At 72.2% G+C, this 15209-nt stretch carries 18 protein-coding genes and 1 tRNA gene; 2 read left to right on the plus strand and 17 right to left on the minus strand.

Annotated features, from left to right (window positions below; all coding sequences use genetic code 11):
- Positions 1-74: 74 nt before the first annotated feature.
- Positions 75-611 (plus strand): SMI1/KNR4 family protein, encoded by a 537-nt coding sequence (locus ACIQUQ_RS26405; protein ID WP_403980401.1) that lies wholly within the window; start codon positions 75-77, stop codon positions 609-611.
- Here ACIQUQ_RS26405 and ACIQUQ_RS26410 read toward each other — a convergent pair.
- The 3 genes from ACIQUQ_RS26410 to ACIQUQ_RS26420 form a co-directional block, all read right to left on the minus strand.
- Positions 595-1830 carry an APC family permease gene (locus ACIQUQ_RS26410; protein WP_403980404.1) on the minus strand — a complete coding sequence of 412 codons (1236 nt, stop codon included), beginning with the start codon at positions 1828-1830 and terminating at the stop codon, positions 595-597. The genes ACIQUQ_RS26405 and ACIQUQ_RS26410 overlap by 17 nt on opposite strands.
- A gap of 11 nt (positions 1831-1841) precedes the next feature.
- Positions 1842-3389, minus strand: a complete 1548-nt coding sequence (locus tag ACIQUQ_RS26415; RefSeq protein WP_403980408.1) for a SulP family inorganic anion transporter — start codon at positions 3387-3389, stop codon at positions 1842-1844.
- Between the two features lie 169 nt (positions 3390-3558).
- Positions 3559-4047, minus strand: a complete 489-nt coding sequence (locus ACIQUQ_RS26420; protein WP_399945955.1) for a YajQ family cyclic di-GMP-binding protein — start codon at positions 4045-4047, stop codon at positions 3559-3561.
- A 202-nt stretch (positions 4048-4249) separates the two neighbouring features.
- Between ACIQUQ_RS26420 and ACIQUQ_RS26425 the strand changes: the two genes are divergently transcribed.
- A tRNA-Tyr gene (locus ACIQUQ_RS26425) sits at positions 4250-4331 on the plus strand.
- Positions 4332-4488: 157 nt separating this feature from the next.
- On the opposite strand, the gene ACIQUQ_RS26430 is transcribed toward ACIQUQ_RS26425, so the two are convergent.
- From ACIQUQ_RS26430 to ACIQUQ_RS26495, 14 genes are all read right to left on the minus strand, one after another.
- On the minus strand, positions 4489-5892 hold the full coding sequence (locus ACIQUQ_RS26430; protein WP_403980411.1) for a tyrosine-type recombinase/integrase: 1404 nt from the start codon (positions 5890-5892) through the stop codon (positions 4489-4491).
- Positions 5889-6098 (minus strand): helix-turn-helix transcriptional regulator, encoded by a 210-nt coding sequence (locus ACIQUQ_RS26435; RefSeq protein ID WP_403980414.1) that lies wholly within the window; start codon positions 6096-6098, stop codon positions 5889-5891. The genes ACIQUQ_RS26430 and ACIQUQ_RS26435 overlap by 4 nt, the downstream gene beginning before the upstream one ends.
- Entirely contained in the window at positions 6095-7261 is a 1167-nt protein-coding gene (locus ACIQUQ_RS26440; protein ID WP_403980417.1) for an AAA family ATPase, read from the minus strand. The genes ACIQUQ_RS26435 and ACIQUQ_RS26440 overlap by 4 nt, the downstream gene beginning before the upstream one ends.
- A 118-nt stretch (positions 7262-7379) precedes the next feature.
- Positions 7380-8255: a bifunctional DNA primase/polymerase gene (locus ACIQUQ_RS26445; protein WP_403980420.1), complete on the minus strand. Its 876-nt coding sequence runs from the start codon at positions 8253-8255 to the stop codon at positions 7380-7382.
- A gap of 168 nt (positions 8256-8423) precedes the next feature.
- Complete coding sequence (locus tag ACIQUQ_RS26450; RefSeq protein WP_403980423.1) at positions 8424-8738, minus strand: hypothetical protein; 315 nt, start codon at positions 8736-8738, stop codon at positions 8424-8426.
- Positions 8735-9340: a hypothetical protein gene (locus ACIQUQ_RS26455; RefSeq protein WP_403980426.1), complete on the minus strand. Its 606-nt coding sequence runs from the start codon at positions 9338-9340 to the stop codon at positions 8735-8737. The genes ACIQUQ_RS26450 and ACIQUQ_RS26455 overlap by 4 nt, the downstream gene beginning before the upstream one ends.
- A 14-nt stretch (positions 9341-9354) precedes the next feature.
- Positions 9355-9549, minus strand: coding sequence for a hypothetical protein (locus ACIQUQ_RS26460; protein ID WP_403980429.1), 195 nt, complete (start codon positions 9547-9549; stop codon positions 9355-9357).
- Positions 9550-9567: 18 nt separating this feature from the next.
- Entirely contained in the window at positions 9568-9819 is a 252-nt protein-coding gene (locus tag ACIQUQ_RS26465) for a hypothetical protein (RefSeq protein WP_403980432.1), read from the minus strand.
- 140 nt (positions 9820-9959) lie between these two features.
- Positions 9960-12173 (minus strand): cell division protein FtsK, encoded by a 2214-nt coding sequence (locus tag ACIQUQ_RS26470; RefSeq protein ID WP_403980435.1) that lies wholly within the window; start codon positions 12171-12173, stop codon positions 9960-9962.
- A 160-nt stretch (positions 12174-12333) separates the two neighbouring features.
- Complete coding sequence (locus tag ACIQUQ_RS26475) at positions 12334-12606, minus strand: hypothetical protein (protein WP_403980438.1); 273 nt, start codon at positions 12604-12606, stop codon at positions 12334-12336.
- Positions 12607-12630: 24 nt separating this feature from the next.
- On the minus strand, positions 12631-13014 hold the full coding sequence (locus ACIQUQ_RS26480; RefSeq protein WP_403980441.1) for an RRQRL motif-containing zinc-binding protein: 384 nt from the start codon (positions 13012-13014) through the stop codon (positions 12631-12633).
- Positions 13014-13658, minus strand: a complete 645-nt coding sequence (locus ACIQUQ_RS26485; protein ID WP_403980444.1) for a GGDEF domain-containing protein — start codon at positions 13656-13658, stop codon at positions 13014-13016. The genes ACIQUQ_RS26480 and ACIQUQ_RS26485 overlap by 1 nt, the downstream gene beginning before the upstream one ends.
- Entirely contained in the window at positions 13655-14662 is a 1008-nt protein-coding gene (locus ACIQUQ_RS26490; RefSeq protein WP_403980446.1) for a DUF2637 domain-containing protein, read from the minus strand. Before ACIQUQ_RS26490 ends, ACIQUQ_RS26485 begins: the two co-directional genes overlap by 4 nt.
- A complete protein-coding gene (locus ACIQUQ_RS26495; RefSeq protein WP_403980449.1) occupies positions 14659-14955 on the minus strand; it encodes a hypothetical protein in 297 nt (98 codons plus the stop codon). Before ACIQUQ_RS26495 ends, ACIQUQ_RS26490 begins: the two co-directional genes overlap by 4 nt.
- Positions 14956-15209 lie beyond the last annotated feature (254 nt).

A 15209-nucleotide genomic window follows, 5' to 3' on the forward strand; every position in this document is an offset into this window, starting at 1 on the left:
ACGCGCACGGAGCGGCCGCGCCGCTCCGTGCGCAGGTCAGGTGGATTGTCAGTGGGGTGGTCCACCATGAACGCATGAACGAGACCGAGCAGTTGCTGGAGCAAGTCGCCACCCACGCGCGCGCCTCCCGCGCGGCGCACGACGGGCCGCTCCCGGGGGTTCTGAACCCCGGGGACCTGGACCGCGCGGAGGCCATACTCGGCTTCCCGCTGCCGCCCCTGCTCGCCGGTCTCCACACCCGTGTCGCGGACGGCGGCTTCGGCCCCGGGTACGGCCTGCTGCCGCTGCTCGACGGACCGTCCGCCGCCGTGACGGCATACCGCGACATGCGGCGCTCCGGCTGGCGCTGGCCCGAGGGCGTGCTGCCGGTGCTCGACTGGGGCTGCGGCATGTACGTCTGCGTGGACTGCCGCAGCCCGGACGCCCAAGTCCTGCTGTTCGAGCCGAACCTGGGGGATCCGGAGGTGGCCTGGTTCGTCGACGCGCCCAGCCTCGCGCAGTGGCTGCGCGGCTGGCTCGACGGCACCGCCTGGTACTGCGAGGACGGCGACGCGGGAGAGGCGGAGGACCTCGACCCGCTGCCGTGGGAGCGGATCAGGACGAGGGCGTGAACCGCCGCCGGGCGCCGTAGACGGCCGCGCCCAGAGCCAGCACCGCGGCCCCCGTCAGCACCGACGCCGTGGGCAGCGCGAAGGCCAGCAGGATGCACCCCGACAGGCCGGTGCCGGTCATGACCCGACCCTTGACACCTGAATCGAGAGTCCACGCCGACGCGTTCGCGATCGCGTAGTAGACCAGCACGCCGAAGGACGAGAAACCGATCGCGCCCCGCACGTCCACGGTCGCGGCCAGCACCGCCACCACCGCGCCGACCGCCAGTTCCGCGTGGTGCGGCACCCGGAAGCGCGGGTGTACGGCGGCCAGCTGCCGCGGCAGGTGGCCGTCGCGCGCCATCGCGAGCGTCGTCCGCGACACCCCCAGGATCAGGGCGAGCAGGGACCCCAGCGCGGCCAGCGCCGCCCCGGCCCGCACCACCGGCACCAGCCCCGGGTGCCCGGCCGCCCGCACCGCGTCGGCCAGCGGGGCCGTCGCGTCCGCCAGCCCTCCGGCCCCCAGCACCGACAGCACCGCCACCGCGACCGCCGCGTACACCACCAGCGCGATGCCCAGCGCCAGCGGCACGGCCCGCGGGACCGTCCGCTCCGGGTCCCGCACCTCCTCGCCCAGCGTGGCGATCCGCGCGTACCCCGCGAAGGCGAAGAACAGCAGGCCCGCAGCCTGGAGCAGCCCGCTGAGCCCGCCGGTGGCCCCGGCGCCCAGCCGCCCCCAGTCCGCCCCGCCGGAGCCCAGGCACACCGCCACGACCCCCGCCAGCACGGCCAGCACCGCCGCCACGATCACCCGGGTCACCCGGGCCGACTTCTGCATGCCGCCGTAGTTCACCGCGGTCAGGGCCACCACCGCGGCCACCGCCACCGCGTGCGCCTGCCCAGGCCACACGTACGCCCCGACCGTCAGCGCCATCGCCGCGCACGAGGCGGTCTTGCCGACCACGAACCCCCACCCGGCGAGGTATCCCCAGAAGGGCCCCAGCCGCTCCCGGCCGTAGACGTACGTGCCGCCGGAGGCGGGGTACACGACGGCCAGCCGCGCCGACGCCGTGGCATTGCAGTACGCCACGACCGCCGCCAGCCCGAGGGCCGGCAGCAGCCCCGCGCCCGCGGCCTGCGCCGCCGGGCCCAGCGCGGCGAAGATGCCCGCGCCGACCATCGCACCCAGCCCGATCACGACCGCGTCGAACACACCAAGGGACCGTCTCAGCTCCGTCACGAGGCGGGACCCTATCCGCCGCCGCCGGCACTTCTCCCGTCGGTCAGCAGGTCTTCATCCCCCGTTCGCGCAGGGCGTTCCCGCTGCCGTTCGCGCTGCCGCTCCCAGCCCTCCAGCGCGGTCAGGCACGCGTGGTCCAGGTGCCGCAGCCCCGTCAGGTCCAGCCGCACCTCCCGCCCGGCGGGCAGCCGCTCCAGGGCGTCCAGCAGCTTCGGCAGGCGCAGGAAGGTGGCGTTGCCCAGCACCCGTACCCGCAGCCCGGACCCCTCCGGCACCGTCTCGACGTGCACGTGCGAGGTCTCCCAGGCGGACTTGGCCACCGCGAGCCCCAGCCCGATCAGCACCCCCTCGAACAGGTTGGTCGCCACGATCGCGCCCGCCGTGACCACCAGCACCACCGCCTCGCCCCGGTGCCCCCGCCACAGCGCCAGCACCGCCCGGCCCGGCAACAGCTTCCAGCCCGCGTACAGCAGCACGCCGGCCAGCGAGGCGAGCGGCACCACCGAGAGCACCTGGGGCAGCAGCACGGCGAACAGCAGCAGCCAGCACCCGTGCAGCACCCGCGACGCCCGGGTCCTTGCCCCCGCCTCCACGTTCGCCGCGCTCCGCACGATCACGGCGGTCATCGGCAGCGCCCCGAGGAGCCCGCACACGGCGTTGCCCGCCCCCTGCGCCACCAGCTCCCGGTCGTACTCGGTCCGCGGCCCGTCGTGCAGCCGGTCCACCGCCGCCGCGCTGAACAGCGTCTCCGCCGAGGCGATCAGCGCCAGCGCCAGCACGGTCCCCAGCGCCCCCGGCGACCACAGCGCGGCCACCTCCCGGGCGCCCGGCGGCGACACCGCCGCCAGCACCCCCGTGACCTCCACCTTCGCCACCGGCAGCGCCAGCAGCCAGGCCGCACCGGTCGCCAGCGCCACGCCGGCCAGCGCCCCGGGAACGGCCCGCGCCGCCGCCGGCATCCGCCGCCACAGCACCATCACCGCGACCGTCCCCGCGCCCAGCGCCACGGCCGCCACCTCGGCCTCGCCGGACAGCAGCACCAGACCGGCGAGCTTCTCCCCGGTCCCCCCGGGCGCCCGCACGTCACCCACCGCGTACAGCTGCCCGGTGATCAGCACCAGGCCGATGCCGGCCAGCATCCCCTGCACCACGGCCACCGAGATGGCCCGGAACCAGCGCCCGAGCCCCAGCACCCCCATGGCCACCTGGACCACCCCCGCGGCGCACACCAGCACCCCGAGCACCCCGGTGCCGAAGCGCTCCACCGCCTCGTACACCAGCACCGTCAGCCCCGCCGCGGGCCCGCTGACCTGCAGCGCGCTGCTCCGGAACCAGCCGGTGACGAGTCCGCCGACCACCCCGGTGATCAGCCCCAGCTCGGCCGGCACCCCGGAGGCCACGGCCACGCCCACACACAGCGGAAGCGCCACCAGCGCCACCACCACCGAGGCGGCGACATCGGCGCGCAGGGCGTCACGCCGGCCGGAGCGGCGGGGCGGTGCGCCCCCTGACGTGCCCGAAGGGCCGGAAGAGCCCCACGAAGAGCCGGGCCAAGGCATGCGAAAGCCCCCTGTCCACGAAGTGACGTACGTCACCCAGCGTGGTGGGCGCACGGGCCGGGGCCCAAGTCGCCACAGGGGGCCGTCGTGGAGCGCACGCCGCACGCGCGCGGCGCACGGCCGCCCCGCGCCGAGGGCGTACCCGGGGGGCGCGGGGCGGCCTGAAGAACTACCGGTAGTTCACGAACTGGATCGCGAAGTCCAGGTCCTTGCCCTTGAGGAGCTGCTGTACGGCCTGGAGGTCGTCACGGCTCTTGGAGCTGACGCGCAGCTCGTCGCCCTGCACCTGGGCCTTCACGCCCTTGGGGCCCTCGTCGCGGATCATCTTGGCGACCTTCTTGGCGTTCTCCTGGGAGATGCCCTCCTCGATGGTCGCGAAGATCTTGTACTCCTTGCCGGAGAGCTGCGGCTCACCGGCGTCGAGCGCCTTGAGCGAGATGCCCCGCTTGACCAGCTTGGTCTCGAAGACGTCGAGGACGGCCTTCACGCGGTCCTCGGAGTTCGCCTCCATCAGGATCTTCTCGCCCGACCAGGCGATGGAGGCGCCGGTGCCCTTGAAGTCGTAGCGCTGCGAGAGCTCCTTGGCGGCCTGGTTGAGGGCGTTGTCGACCTCCTGCCGCTCGACCTTCGAGACGATGTCGAAACTGGAGTCGGCCATGTCCTGTGGCTCCTTGAAGTCGCTGGGATTGCTCAAACGGTCGCGGAACCGGACACCTCCGGACCGCTCCGCAAAGCCTAGCCACCGCACCCGGCCGAGGTGCTGATCAATCCGGTGGCGAAGCACCCCCGAGCATCGGGTATCGTTTACGTCGTTGCCAGGGAGCACCGCAGAAAAGCGGGAATCCGAGGCGACATCCCATGGCGGTGTGCCCGAGTGGCCAATGGGAGCGGACTGTAAATCCGTCGGCTTAGCCTACCCAGGTTCGAATCCTGGCGCCGCCACGCGCAAGAAGGGCCCCTGATCAGCGGAAACGCCGATCAGGGGCCCTTTTGCGTTGCCCGATCCGAGGGTGACTGTCTCGCGGTGTCTCGCTCTGCCCCGCTCTCTACCAGCGTGTGTGGACGGGGCGTGGACGGGATTTCCCGCTTCGACCTGCGGCTACGGTCGAGTGGGGGTGTGAGCCATGGCTGTGGTGCCAGCGCGGTGTGCGTTGAGCCGGGCGGAGATCTTGGCGTTGGCCGCGTCGTCGCCGCCCTTGAGGAACTTGGCGTACACCCGGAAGAGGACGGCCGTGGAGTGACCGGCCCGCTGGGCGACGAGCTGAGGCTCCACCCCGGAGCTCAGCCAGGTCGAGACCGCCGCGTGACGAAGATCATAAGGGCGCTTCGCCAGCTTGGATTCCTGCTCCGCAGGGGAGAGGACCTCCTCGCGGGCCCGTGCCCAGACCTCCCCGTACCCGCTCTCCTGCACCACGCCGCCGCGGGCGGTCCGGAAGAGCCGTCCGTCGTCCGCGGTGCCGTACAGGGTCACGTGCCACCGCAGCATGGCCACGAGCTCCGGCGGGATCGGCACGTACCGGACCGTTTTCCTGGGTCGGTGCTTGAGTCCTCGCCGGTCGTGAGCCTCGCCCGTGTCCGTCCACGAGCTACCGGATCGCGCCCGGCTCTCTCGGAGCCGAATGAGCCCCCACCCCCGGCGGGGTAGGTCGCAGTTCGGGAGCCGGAGACCCACCAGCTCCCCCGGCCGGGCGGCCGCGTAGTAGATGCACCCGAAGAACGCCTCCAGGTGCCGCCCGCGATCGCCCTGCTTCCGTACGGCCGCGAGCAGCGCAGCGGCCTGCTGAGGGTCCGGCACCGCCTCGGGGTCCACTTCCTCCTCCACCTTCTCCGGAGCCTTCCAGCGGACCGCAGGGAGCGGATTCTCGGGCAGTAACTCCGCGTCCACCGCGTAGCCGAGAGCCTGGTGAAAGATCGCCCGCTTCCGGGCGATGACCGCTCCGGACGACGTCTTGCCATCCAGTCGGCGCGAGCAGGCATCCAAGGCCTTCCGCACGAGCATCCGATCCGAAAGGGCCGAGGTCGGGACGGACTTCCGCTCCACCCACGCGAGCAGGGCGGCGACGTCGTCTGGAGCTTCCTCCCTCCAGCGGTTCACGTTGAAGCCCCACGTATAGAGGGCGCGGCGTACGGCTTTGTGATCGACCATTCCCTTGGTGTCCTTCACCAGCGCGAGGCTTACCGTTGCCATGGCCTCGGCGAGGTTCCGGCGGGTGGATGCGGGGGAGTGGTCCCACTTCATGGCCACGTAGTTCCTCGCGTGCTGGTACCAGGAGATGTCCTTCGCCTTCTGCACCATGGACTTCGGGAGGCCGCTCTCGACGTCCCACGGCTCGCCATCGCGGGCGGCGGTGATGAACTGGGCGCGTCGGCTCTCGGCGAGGCCGAGGGTCAGGAAGGACTCGGAGTGAGGCTTCGTGCCGACCTGCCAACGGAGCTGGTACGGCTTCCGGTACGGCCGCTTGCGGATACTCCAGATCCGCACGGTGTAGCTCCAGTCGGTCACGCGGCCTCCAGCTCGTCCATGAACGCATCCAGGACGCTCCGGCGGACGCGCAGATGGCCGTTCGGGAGGCGTTTCACTTGGGGCCCGTAGCCGCGGTTCCGCCAGCGGTACCAGGTCGCGCGGGTGATGCCGATCTCCTCCAGCACTTCGGTGAGCGGAATCCACTCGTCGGTGGGCGGGCGCCGTCGGCGGGCGGCCGTGGTCATCCTGCGACCTCCTTGTTCGGGTGAGCAGTGCGCGAGCCGGACAGCCCGGACAGGTCGAGCTCCGACTGTCCGGGTTCTTCGTGCCGGTCAGGTGGGGGAACCGGACAGTCGGACAGCTGGGACACCTCTCGGGCGGGGCGCGTCCGGGTCTCGGCGTCCGGGTAGTAGCGGCCCCCGGCGTCCTTGGTGAGCTGGCCGTCGCCAGCCATACGGGAGCAGGTCCGGCGGATGGTGTCCGCGTCGGTGCCGGGGAGAGCTTGGGCGATGTCCTTGGGTCGGGCGCCAGGGTGGGCGCGGACGTGCCGGAGGATGGCGGCGCGGGTGTCGCCGATGGTGTGGTCGGAGGCCGGTCCTTCGAGGAGCTTCCAGGACCCGGAGGCTTCCTGGAACTGGAGGGCGTACTCGGCTTCGTTCACGTCCCTGCCGGTGACGTGCAGGATGCCGTCCGCCTGTCCGCGGGCCCGCTTGAGCACGAGGGTTGCGTCGGCGGCGCCGGCGATGCCGTTGGTGCCGGAGACCTCGGTGAGGAAGTCCTCCGAGCTTGCCTTGCGCACGTGGTGGACCAGCACTACGGCGATGCCGTAGCGGTCGGCGAGGCGCTTGGCGTATCCGACTGCCACGTAGTCCGCGTCGTATGCGGACACGCCCTGGGGAGCCTGGCCACGCATCTTGGCGAAGACGTCGATGACGACCATGCGGGCGTCGGGGTTGCGCTCCAGCCATTGGGCGATGGCCTCGGTGCCGCCCTGGGGGAAGGGCGGGCACTCGGTCACCAGGGTGAGCCCTGCGGGCGCCGGGTGGCCGCTGAGGAGCTTGCCCATGCGGGTCTGGAGGCGGCGTGGGGTGTCTTCCAGGGCGAGGTAGAGCACTGGTCCGCCCTGGACGGGGACGGAGTCGAAGGCGTGCCCGCCGGCCGCGACCGAGAGGCCAAGGCCCAGGGACAGCCAGGACTTGCCGACCTTGGGCGGTCCGGCGAGCAGGCTGACGCCCTCGGCGAGGATCCCGGGCACGGCCCACTTCGGTTCGGGGAACTCGGCGGCCATGAGCTGGTCGGCCGTCCACGCGGTCCGCGGCCGCTCCCGTTTCGGCTGGCCCACGGCCTCGGAGGACGGTTCGCTAGGGACGGAGTAGAGGTGCATCGGTGGGATCGGGTTGGCGCTCACGTGCTGGCCCTCCTCTCCGGGACAAGAGCAGTTCGGACGCCCTGACGGGCGGCGCCTTTCAGCGCACCCTCGCCGTGGCCGGCGGAGGCCGGTTCGGCGAGGTGACGGCGGGTGGGGATCATGCGGCGGCCCCAGCGTCGGTGAAGCCGCGGACCACGGCGCGTTCCGCGTAGGCCTCGGGCACGCCCACGGCAACGGCGGCGGCCACGAGCTGTTCGCCTACCGGGCCGAGGCCGCAGGGCCCGGGGCAGGCGGTGTGCTGGGCGGCCAGGAAGCGGGCCACCCCGAACGTCTGCGCTCCGGCCCCGGACTCGTGCTTGGCAGCGATCAGGGCGAGCCCTCGCGCGAGTCCCTCGCGGATGTAGGTCTCGTTGTGGCGGCAGCCGGTGGCCACGTCCCGGTTCAAGATGGCGGGCCGGGGGACGGAAGATGCCACCCGCCCGCGGGCGGGGGTGGTCTCTTCCCTCACGAGCAGCGCGCGGACGGCATCGGGCAGGCGGACCATGGTTCCGGTGCCGGGCCCGAGCCAACGGGCGTAGGCCATGGAGGACTTCAGGTCCACCCCGGGCCGGACGGAGTTGGCGGAGGCCATGGCGCCGAGGTAGATCCAGTGCTCACCGCGGGTACTGGACACCGTCCGCGTCGCAGGGAGCGCTTGATGAGCCCAGACGACCGCTTCGGGACTGTCCAAGTCGACCACGGTGAGACCCACGGCACCCGGGTGGTAGCCCACCGCACCAGCCTGCCGCCACGCCACAGCCCACGTGCCCGATGTGAGTGCGTCGCGGTCGTTGGTGGCGGCGGCCCAGCCGTGGCAGGGCCGCGGGCACCGACAGGGGCCGGGGGTCTTCATGACGGGCCTGCCGCCGCACGCGTTGTCGCGGCAGAGCCGGCAGTTGGCCACGGGCCGCTTTTCGCGGCTGAGCGGCAGCACCGGCACACCGCGTGCTGCCAGGTCCAGAGCGATGCGCAGGCATCCGGAGCGGCCGGTCATACGACCACCTGCCGACGCCAGGGCCAGAGGCTCGGGGCACTGTCTCGGCCCTGGTGCGCAACGGGCTTGGGGTGGGTCATGCTTGGGGTCTCCTGTCTGTCTTCGGACGGGTAGGGAGGGCCGCGGCGGCGGGCGACCTTGGTGGGGAGTCCCGCCGCCGCGGCGTAGTCAGTGCTGGCTGGCCCAGCGGGCGTACTCGCTGCGGACGTAGCCGCGCGGGTCGCTTACGCCTTGGGCCCCGTCGAGATCCGTCAGCCGGTGGGCGGCCAGTTCGGCCGCTTCGATGGCGTCACCGACGATGTGAGCGCGTTCGTCGTTCCAGGCGATGCGGTCCAGCAGGGCGGCTTTGCGGAGCCAGTACTCCCGGTCGGCCGTGGCGCCTCGGAGGGCTTGTACGGCGCGCCGGGCGGTCCAGCCGATTTCGCTGATGATGCTCGGCGCCTTGGCGTATGCCTCGGCGGGCGCGAGCCGGGGGCCGATCACCGGGTCTTCCCTTCGAGACTGGGCAGGGCGGGCAGCCCAGCGGTACTCAGCGCTTCCGGGCTGAAGCCGGGCAGTGCCGCGCGGACGGCCATGGCCTCGGCGAGGGCGGTGGCGTACGTCGCGGCCTCGCGGGCCACCTCGATCTGCATGTGGGAGCGCAGGGATTCGATCCGCTCGGCATGGACGTGCTCTTCCCGCTTGGCAGCCATGTGCCGTTCGTGAGCAAGAGTTTCGCGGCGGTCAGTGCGCCAGTACCGGTTCGCGAGGCTGTAAGCGACGGTGGTGGCCAGGGCCCACAGCAGCAACGGCAGGGACAGGCCGTCCGCGTATCCGGCGACTCCGGCGAGGGCGAGCCCTCCAGAGACGGCGAACGCGGTCCCGGCGAGGGTGGCGTCCCCGGCGCGGCCCGCGGCGGCGAGGCCTCCGGCGGCGGCCGAGGCCAGGGCGAGCACGGTGATGAGGGCGGCGTTGCCGCTGCTGTGTTCGGCGCCGTTGGCGTTCCATATGCGGCCCAGGATCAGCACGGTGCTGGTGGCCAGGGCGGGGACGGTCTTGGGGGCGAGCTTGGTGGCCCAGTGCTGGTAGGTGATCGGCTTGTTCACCGCGGGTCTCCTTCCTAGTTGGCGAGGTCCGTCAGGGCCTGGGCGGTGGACTTCACGACGTTGGTGATGGGCTCGTACGCGCCGGTGCCGGCGGCGAAGAAGCCGAAGAGGAACAGCACGACCGCGGCGCCCGCGCCGGCGGCCTTAGTGCGGATGGCGACGTAGGATCCGGCGCCGAAGAGCAGGACGGCGGAGATGGTGAAGATCATCGGAAGTGCCTCCGTGGGTTATCGGGTGCCGGCGCGGTGGATGCGCGAGCCGCGGTTGTAAAGCCAGCGGCCGAGGCGGATGCGTTTGCCGTGGCCGTCGCAGCGGCGGCAGTGCTTGCCGCGCTTGGGGCGGCCCTTGCGGTCGGTGGTGAGGGCGAAGCCGAAGCCGCGGCACTTGCGGCAGGTCCCGAACGGCGAGACCGCACACAGACCGCTGTAGCAGAGAGTGACGGCGAGCAGGCATGCGATAGCGAGCAGGGCAGGGGTCATGAAGGGCCTTCCCAGGCTGGTTTCAGGGTTTTCGCAGGTGGGCTGCTATGCGCTAGCGACCTGATCAGGTGCGGTTTGGGGTGCTAGCGGGGGTGCTACCGGTAGCAGGCCTACGTGCTACCGGTAGCACCGGTTCGGGCCTATGCGGCGCCGGGGTTCTCGCTACGCTCCGTAACCACCTTGGTGAGGTCGGCGCGGGTGATGCCGCGGCGGGTGGTGCGCTGTCCTTCGTCGGTGGTGCCTGCGACGTCGACGGTCCTTATGCCGTGGGGCTTGAGGGCGCTGGTGACGTTCTCGCCCTTCCAGCCGTCGTAGACCTCGGGCCGCAGTTCGGCGAGGCGGGCGGCGATCCGCTCGTTCCACACCCGCTTCTCGGCGGCGGGGACGACGGCGAGGATGTCGGCGAGCAGGTCGTACGACGGCCCGGTCACGGTCTCGGGGGCCTCGCCGAGGGCGTGGCCGGTCAGGAGTCCGGCCTTCTGGCGGACGGTGCGGGCGCGGGCGGCGATGGCCTCGGCGCCGGGGGCGTCGATGTAGGTGGAGGCGACGATCCGGGCGTCCGCGCCTTCACCCATGAAGTAGTGAATGCCCTTGTCACCCCACGCGAACATCGTGGCCCGGATGCCGCGCTTGTAGGAGGAGGTGCCCAGGACCATGTCGTTCTCGGTCTGGCCCATGACCTTCAGGCACCAGCGGGCCGAGGCGTTCGCCGAAATGCCCGTGGGCAGGGACTTCGCGTCCGGCCGCTGCGTGGCCAGGAGCAGCACGATCCCCGTGGCGGGGCCGCGCTTGACCAGGTCGGTCGCGATCTCCTCGAACTCCTTGCCGTGCTCGGGGTGCTCGAACAACACCTGGCACTCATCCACCCCGACCACGATCGGATGCAGCCCCAACGACCGCTTGTCCGCCAGCTGGCTGGTGACCTTGTTCTCGGGGCAAATGTCCCGCGGCAGGGAGCGGATCACCTTCACCCGCCGCCTCAGCTCCTCCCGCAGGCTGCGGAAGTCGGCGAGGGTATAGGCGATCGACTCGTCGTCGTCGCCGGCGGCGTGACGGTGGGAGACGGCGTTGCCGACCGGGTCCAGGTCGCCGGTGCCCTTCATGTCGTAGGTGTGCAGCTCCGCCCGCGGATCCAACGCCGCGATCAGCAGCAACAGGCGGAGCAGGAACGTCTTGCCCATGCGCGGGATCGCACCGATCACCCCCGCGATGAACATCAGCGTGACTTCCACCCAGCGTCCGCGCTGGTCGGTGCCGTACGCGACGGGCTTGAACAGGTCCACCGACCCGGCGGTGAGCAGGGGCCACTTGGGCTTCTTGGCCTTGGTCATGTCCTGATCGCCGACCCACAGGACGAGGTGGCCGGTGTGCTCGTCGGGGACAGCTTCGGGCCACACGCACCCCAGCGGGCGGCGCAGACCGGAGGCGAGCTTGTCGCGGCGCTCGATCACGTCCGTGACGGTCACGCCGTACGGGAGGTCGCCCTCGGCTCGCCAGCCGGGCCCGTCGCGGGTGATAGGGGCGGTGAAGGTGAACCCGTCCCGGCCCTTGGCCTGCGCCTGCGAGATCGGGGCGATCCCGAGGGCACCGAGGGCACGCAGGACGATGTCGGAGGTGAGCTTGGGGGCCCTGGTCATCTCCACAGCCCTGTGGACCACCGGCGCGTCCGCCTGCCCGCCGGCCGCCCCGAGGGCCAGCAGCAGCGCGCTGAGGGAGACAGCCTGGAGCCAGCCCGGGGCCAGCACGTAGAGGGCGAGCGCGGCACCCAACCCGATCAGGCTGGCGAGGGTGGCGACCAGGGTGCGCAGGCGGACGCGGCCGTCGCGCTGGCGGGAGAGCTTGAGGTACTCGCCGACGTCCTCGCGTCGGACGGCGGCCAGGCGGACCGGCTCGCCCTCGCGGTCGGCCACCCACCGAAGCGTCCCGCCCACGAATCGGGCGGCACCGCGCGGCGCCTGGAACACGAGCCGCCCGGCATAGACCGGGGTTCGGAGGGCGTGGTACCCGGCGAGGTGGGCGTAGTGCCCGGCCACCCACCCGGCCGCGGTCTTCAACTCGGCCGTCGACTTGAGCCACGCGGGAACGATCGCCCGCCGCTTGGCCCCGGCCAGTCGCCCGAGGTAGCCGGGCCCGGCCACGTCCGGGCCGTCGACCAACCGGCGGGCCGACGGGTCGCCCGACTCGTCGGCGGTGCCGATGCACGACGGGTCGGGTCCGGGGCGGGCGGCGGAGTCGGGCGACTCGGCGCGGGCCGTGCGGGCCTTGTCGAGGTCGACCACGTCGGCGCCGAAGTCGGCGGCCATGTCGGCTTCGAGTCGGGAGAAGAGTTCGTTCTCGTCGTCGGGGTGCTTCACTGAAGGGTCCTTCCGAAGTGAAGGGAAAGGCGGGCCCGGCCGGCGCTGTGAGAGGTGAGCGGCCGGGCCCGTGACGTCGATGGTCAGGCAGCCAAGGGGCCGTAACTATCACCAAGTGGTGATAGCTCTGGCCATGGCGTGACGATGTGCCGAGCGGCCCCTACAGGTCGGTGAGGGCCGTCGTGGGGATCTCGTAGATGTCAGTGACGAAGTCGACCCCCTCGTAGAGGTCGGACCCGTGGTGGACGTAGGCGACGTGCAGGGCGATGCCCTGGCGGTCGGTGGTCTCGTAGACGTTCACGGTCGCGGCGTTGCGGCGGCCGCGCCGGATGCACGAGCGGGCGGTGTCGGTCGATAGACGCTCCGGCCGCCACTGGGCGGTGCGGGTCTCTCCGGTCCGGTGCATCAGGCTGTAGAGGGTGACGGGACGCATGCTCAGGCTCCTTGAGTCGGGCTTTCAGGCGGCGTGCTGGTCGTCGGGGTAGGCGCAGGACACGCACATGCCGAGCGAGGCGGGGATGACGTATCCGGCGTCGGTCCGGCACTGCGGGCAGGTGCGGCGGGCGAGCATCGCCAGGGCGAGTGCGCCCCACTTGCGGGAGGTCATCGGGCGGACGGGCTTGGCCCGGTCGATGCGGTAGAGGTAGGCCACCAGCGGCTCGCGCCGGAAGCGGGGCCGCAGCAGCTGCGCGGCAACGGGTTGGCCGCCTGGCCGCAACCCCTGCGCGCGGAGCTGACGGCGCGTCGCCAGGCCCTCGGGGGCGTAGCGCCACGGGTAGGTCGGCATCCCGTACGTCGCCCCGTTCGGGTCGAAGCACTTGGCGAAGGTAAGGGAGGCCATCAGGCGGCCGCCTCGCTCGTGTCGGTGCGGGCGCCTCGGCGGCCGGCGCGGCGGCCAGTCACCGTGGCGAAAAGGCGGCCGAGGCCTGCGCGCTTGATGCCGGCGCGGGCCTGCTTGGCCGCGTACATAGCTTCGTCCGCACGCCCGAGGAGCTGAGACAGGTCCTCGCCCGGGAAATCGGCCGCCCGTACCCACCCGAGCGAGACCGTCGTACGCACCGCCGGGTGAGCGGGGTCGGCGGGGCGGGCGAGTACGGCGTGGAGGGCGGCGAGGAGGTCCTCGGCGGTGCCGTGCGGGTCGAGGACGACGGCGGCGAACTCATCCCCGCCGAGGCGTCCGGCGACCCCGTCGGGGCCGACGTAGTGGGCGAGGCGGTCCGCGGTCGCCTTCAGTAGGGCATCGCCAGCGGCGTGGCCGTGGCGGTCGTTGATCTGCTTGAAGTCGTCCACGTCCGCCAGGAGGACGACCGCCCGCTCGTCGCACAGCAGGGCAGCGGCACGGTGGGTGAATGCGTCGCGGGCCCGCAGGCCTGTGAGCGGGTCGCGGCGGGCGGTGTGCAGGCGGCGCCGGAGCCAGAGCACGTGGCCGGACCAGCCAGCCGCGAGAGGTAAGGCCACGCCGAGCGTGGTGAACAGGGTGTTCATGCTGCGACCTCCTCAGCCGCCTCGGCGGCGGTCTCGGCGGGCTGAAGGGCGGCCCGGGCCTCGGCCCGGTCGGCGAGGAGCTGATCCCGCAGGCTGCGGGAGCTGGCAGCCGAGCAGTGCAGGTGCGTACGGATGGCCTCGGCGTTGATCGCACTGTCGGGCCACGCCACCGTGACCTCCCGGGCCTCGGCCAACAGCTCCTCAGCAGTCCGCGACGCCTTCTTGGCCTTGGCGCGGACGTGCCGCTTCCGCGGAGCCTTCGGTTCCTTCGGCGGCTCCTCCGGCCGGAGTGGTTCCTCCGCCGACTCGGGTGTGGGGTCGGGGGCCTCCTCGGGGGCCAGTTCGCCGAGCCGAAGAAGAACACGCTCGCGGCGCGGGGTCTTCGACCGCCACCGCCACCCATACGCCTCGCGCAGCTCTGCGCGGGCGAGCTGGCGCTCCTTCTCGCGTGCCAGGGCATCGGCGTAAGAGGTGATCTCCCACAGAGTCATGCGGCGCCACAGGGAGAAGGTGGAGGGGAAGGCGAGCAGCCAGCGGGAGGCGCGGATCTTGTCCATCCGGCGTCCGGTCACGGCGCCGATGCGGACGGCGTAGATGTGGGCCCCGATCTCGGAGAACACGACCCACAGCAGGGGCATGGTGCCGTGCGCGACCTTCGCCCACAGCCCGTGCCCGGCGGCGATGTTCAGCCCACACGTGATCAGGGTGAGCACCCAGGGCACGAAGCGGACCCACACCAACGCCATGTCCATCCGAATCAACAGCAGGTTGGCCACGGTGAACACCGGAATCGCAGTGTCGATGCCGACCGGCAGCATCCACGGCTCACCGAAGCCCCAGCGGCCGGCCGCTGCCGAGACCGCGTCGAACGACGAGATCAGCCCCAGGGCCCCGACGCCGGCGGCGGCCAGGGCGCCGGTACCGGCGAGGCCCATCTCCGGGCGGGTCAGCGGCGGCACCGACGGCCGCCTGAGGGCAACCGCCCCGTACGGCTCGGTGGTCATGCCGCCCCCTTGAACGTGCCGGACCGGCGGCGGGTAGCCGCGTGCCGGCCGATCGGGATGACGTTGAACAGCTCCGGCGCGTAGGCCTCGATCACCTCAGCGGCGACCCGGCTCACAGCGTCCGGCAGGTTCGGGTTCTCGGCGAGGATGTCGCGGGCCGCGTCCAGGCGGGCCGCGCGCTCCTCCTCGCTCTCGCCCTCCACCCCGAGCCACAGCTCAACCGGGGTCCCAAGGGCCAGTTCCACGAAATCGGTCGCGCTGACGGCCTCCTGGCCGCCGATGTACGTACGCATGGGTGCACTCCTGGATCGGAGGGGTCAGGGAGGGCCGCGGCGACGGGCGACCTTGGTGGGGAGTCCCGCCGCCGGGCAAAGGGACGTGCCGATGGAGCTCCAGCTCCCCACACCCCGCCCGTACGAGACGGGCGAGGGAGGCAACCGGCCGCGGCCGGCGAGGCCGCGGAAGGGTTGGGGTGGCGCTGTACCTCACGCGGAATCCGCGTGGCCGCCTACTTGGCCGAGGAGAGGCGGCATGATCCCCATTCAGT

The sequence above is a fragment of the Streptomyces sp. NPDC101118 genome (assembly GCF_044759445.1).
GTDB lineage: Bacteria > Actinomycetota > Actinomycetes > Streptomycetales > Streptomycetaceae > Streptomyces.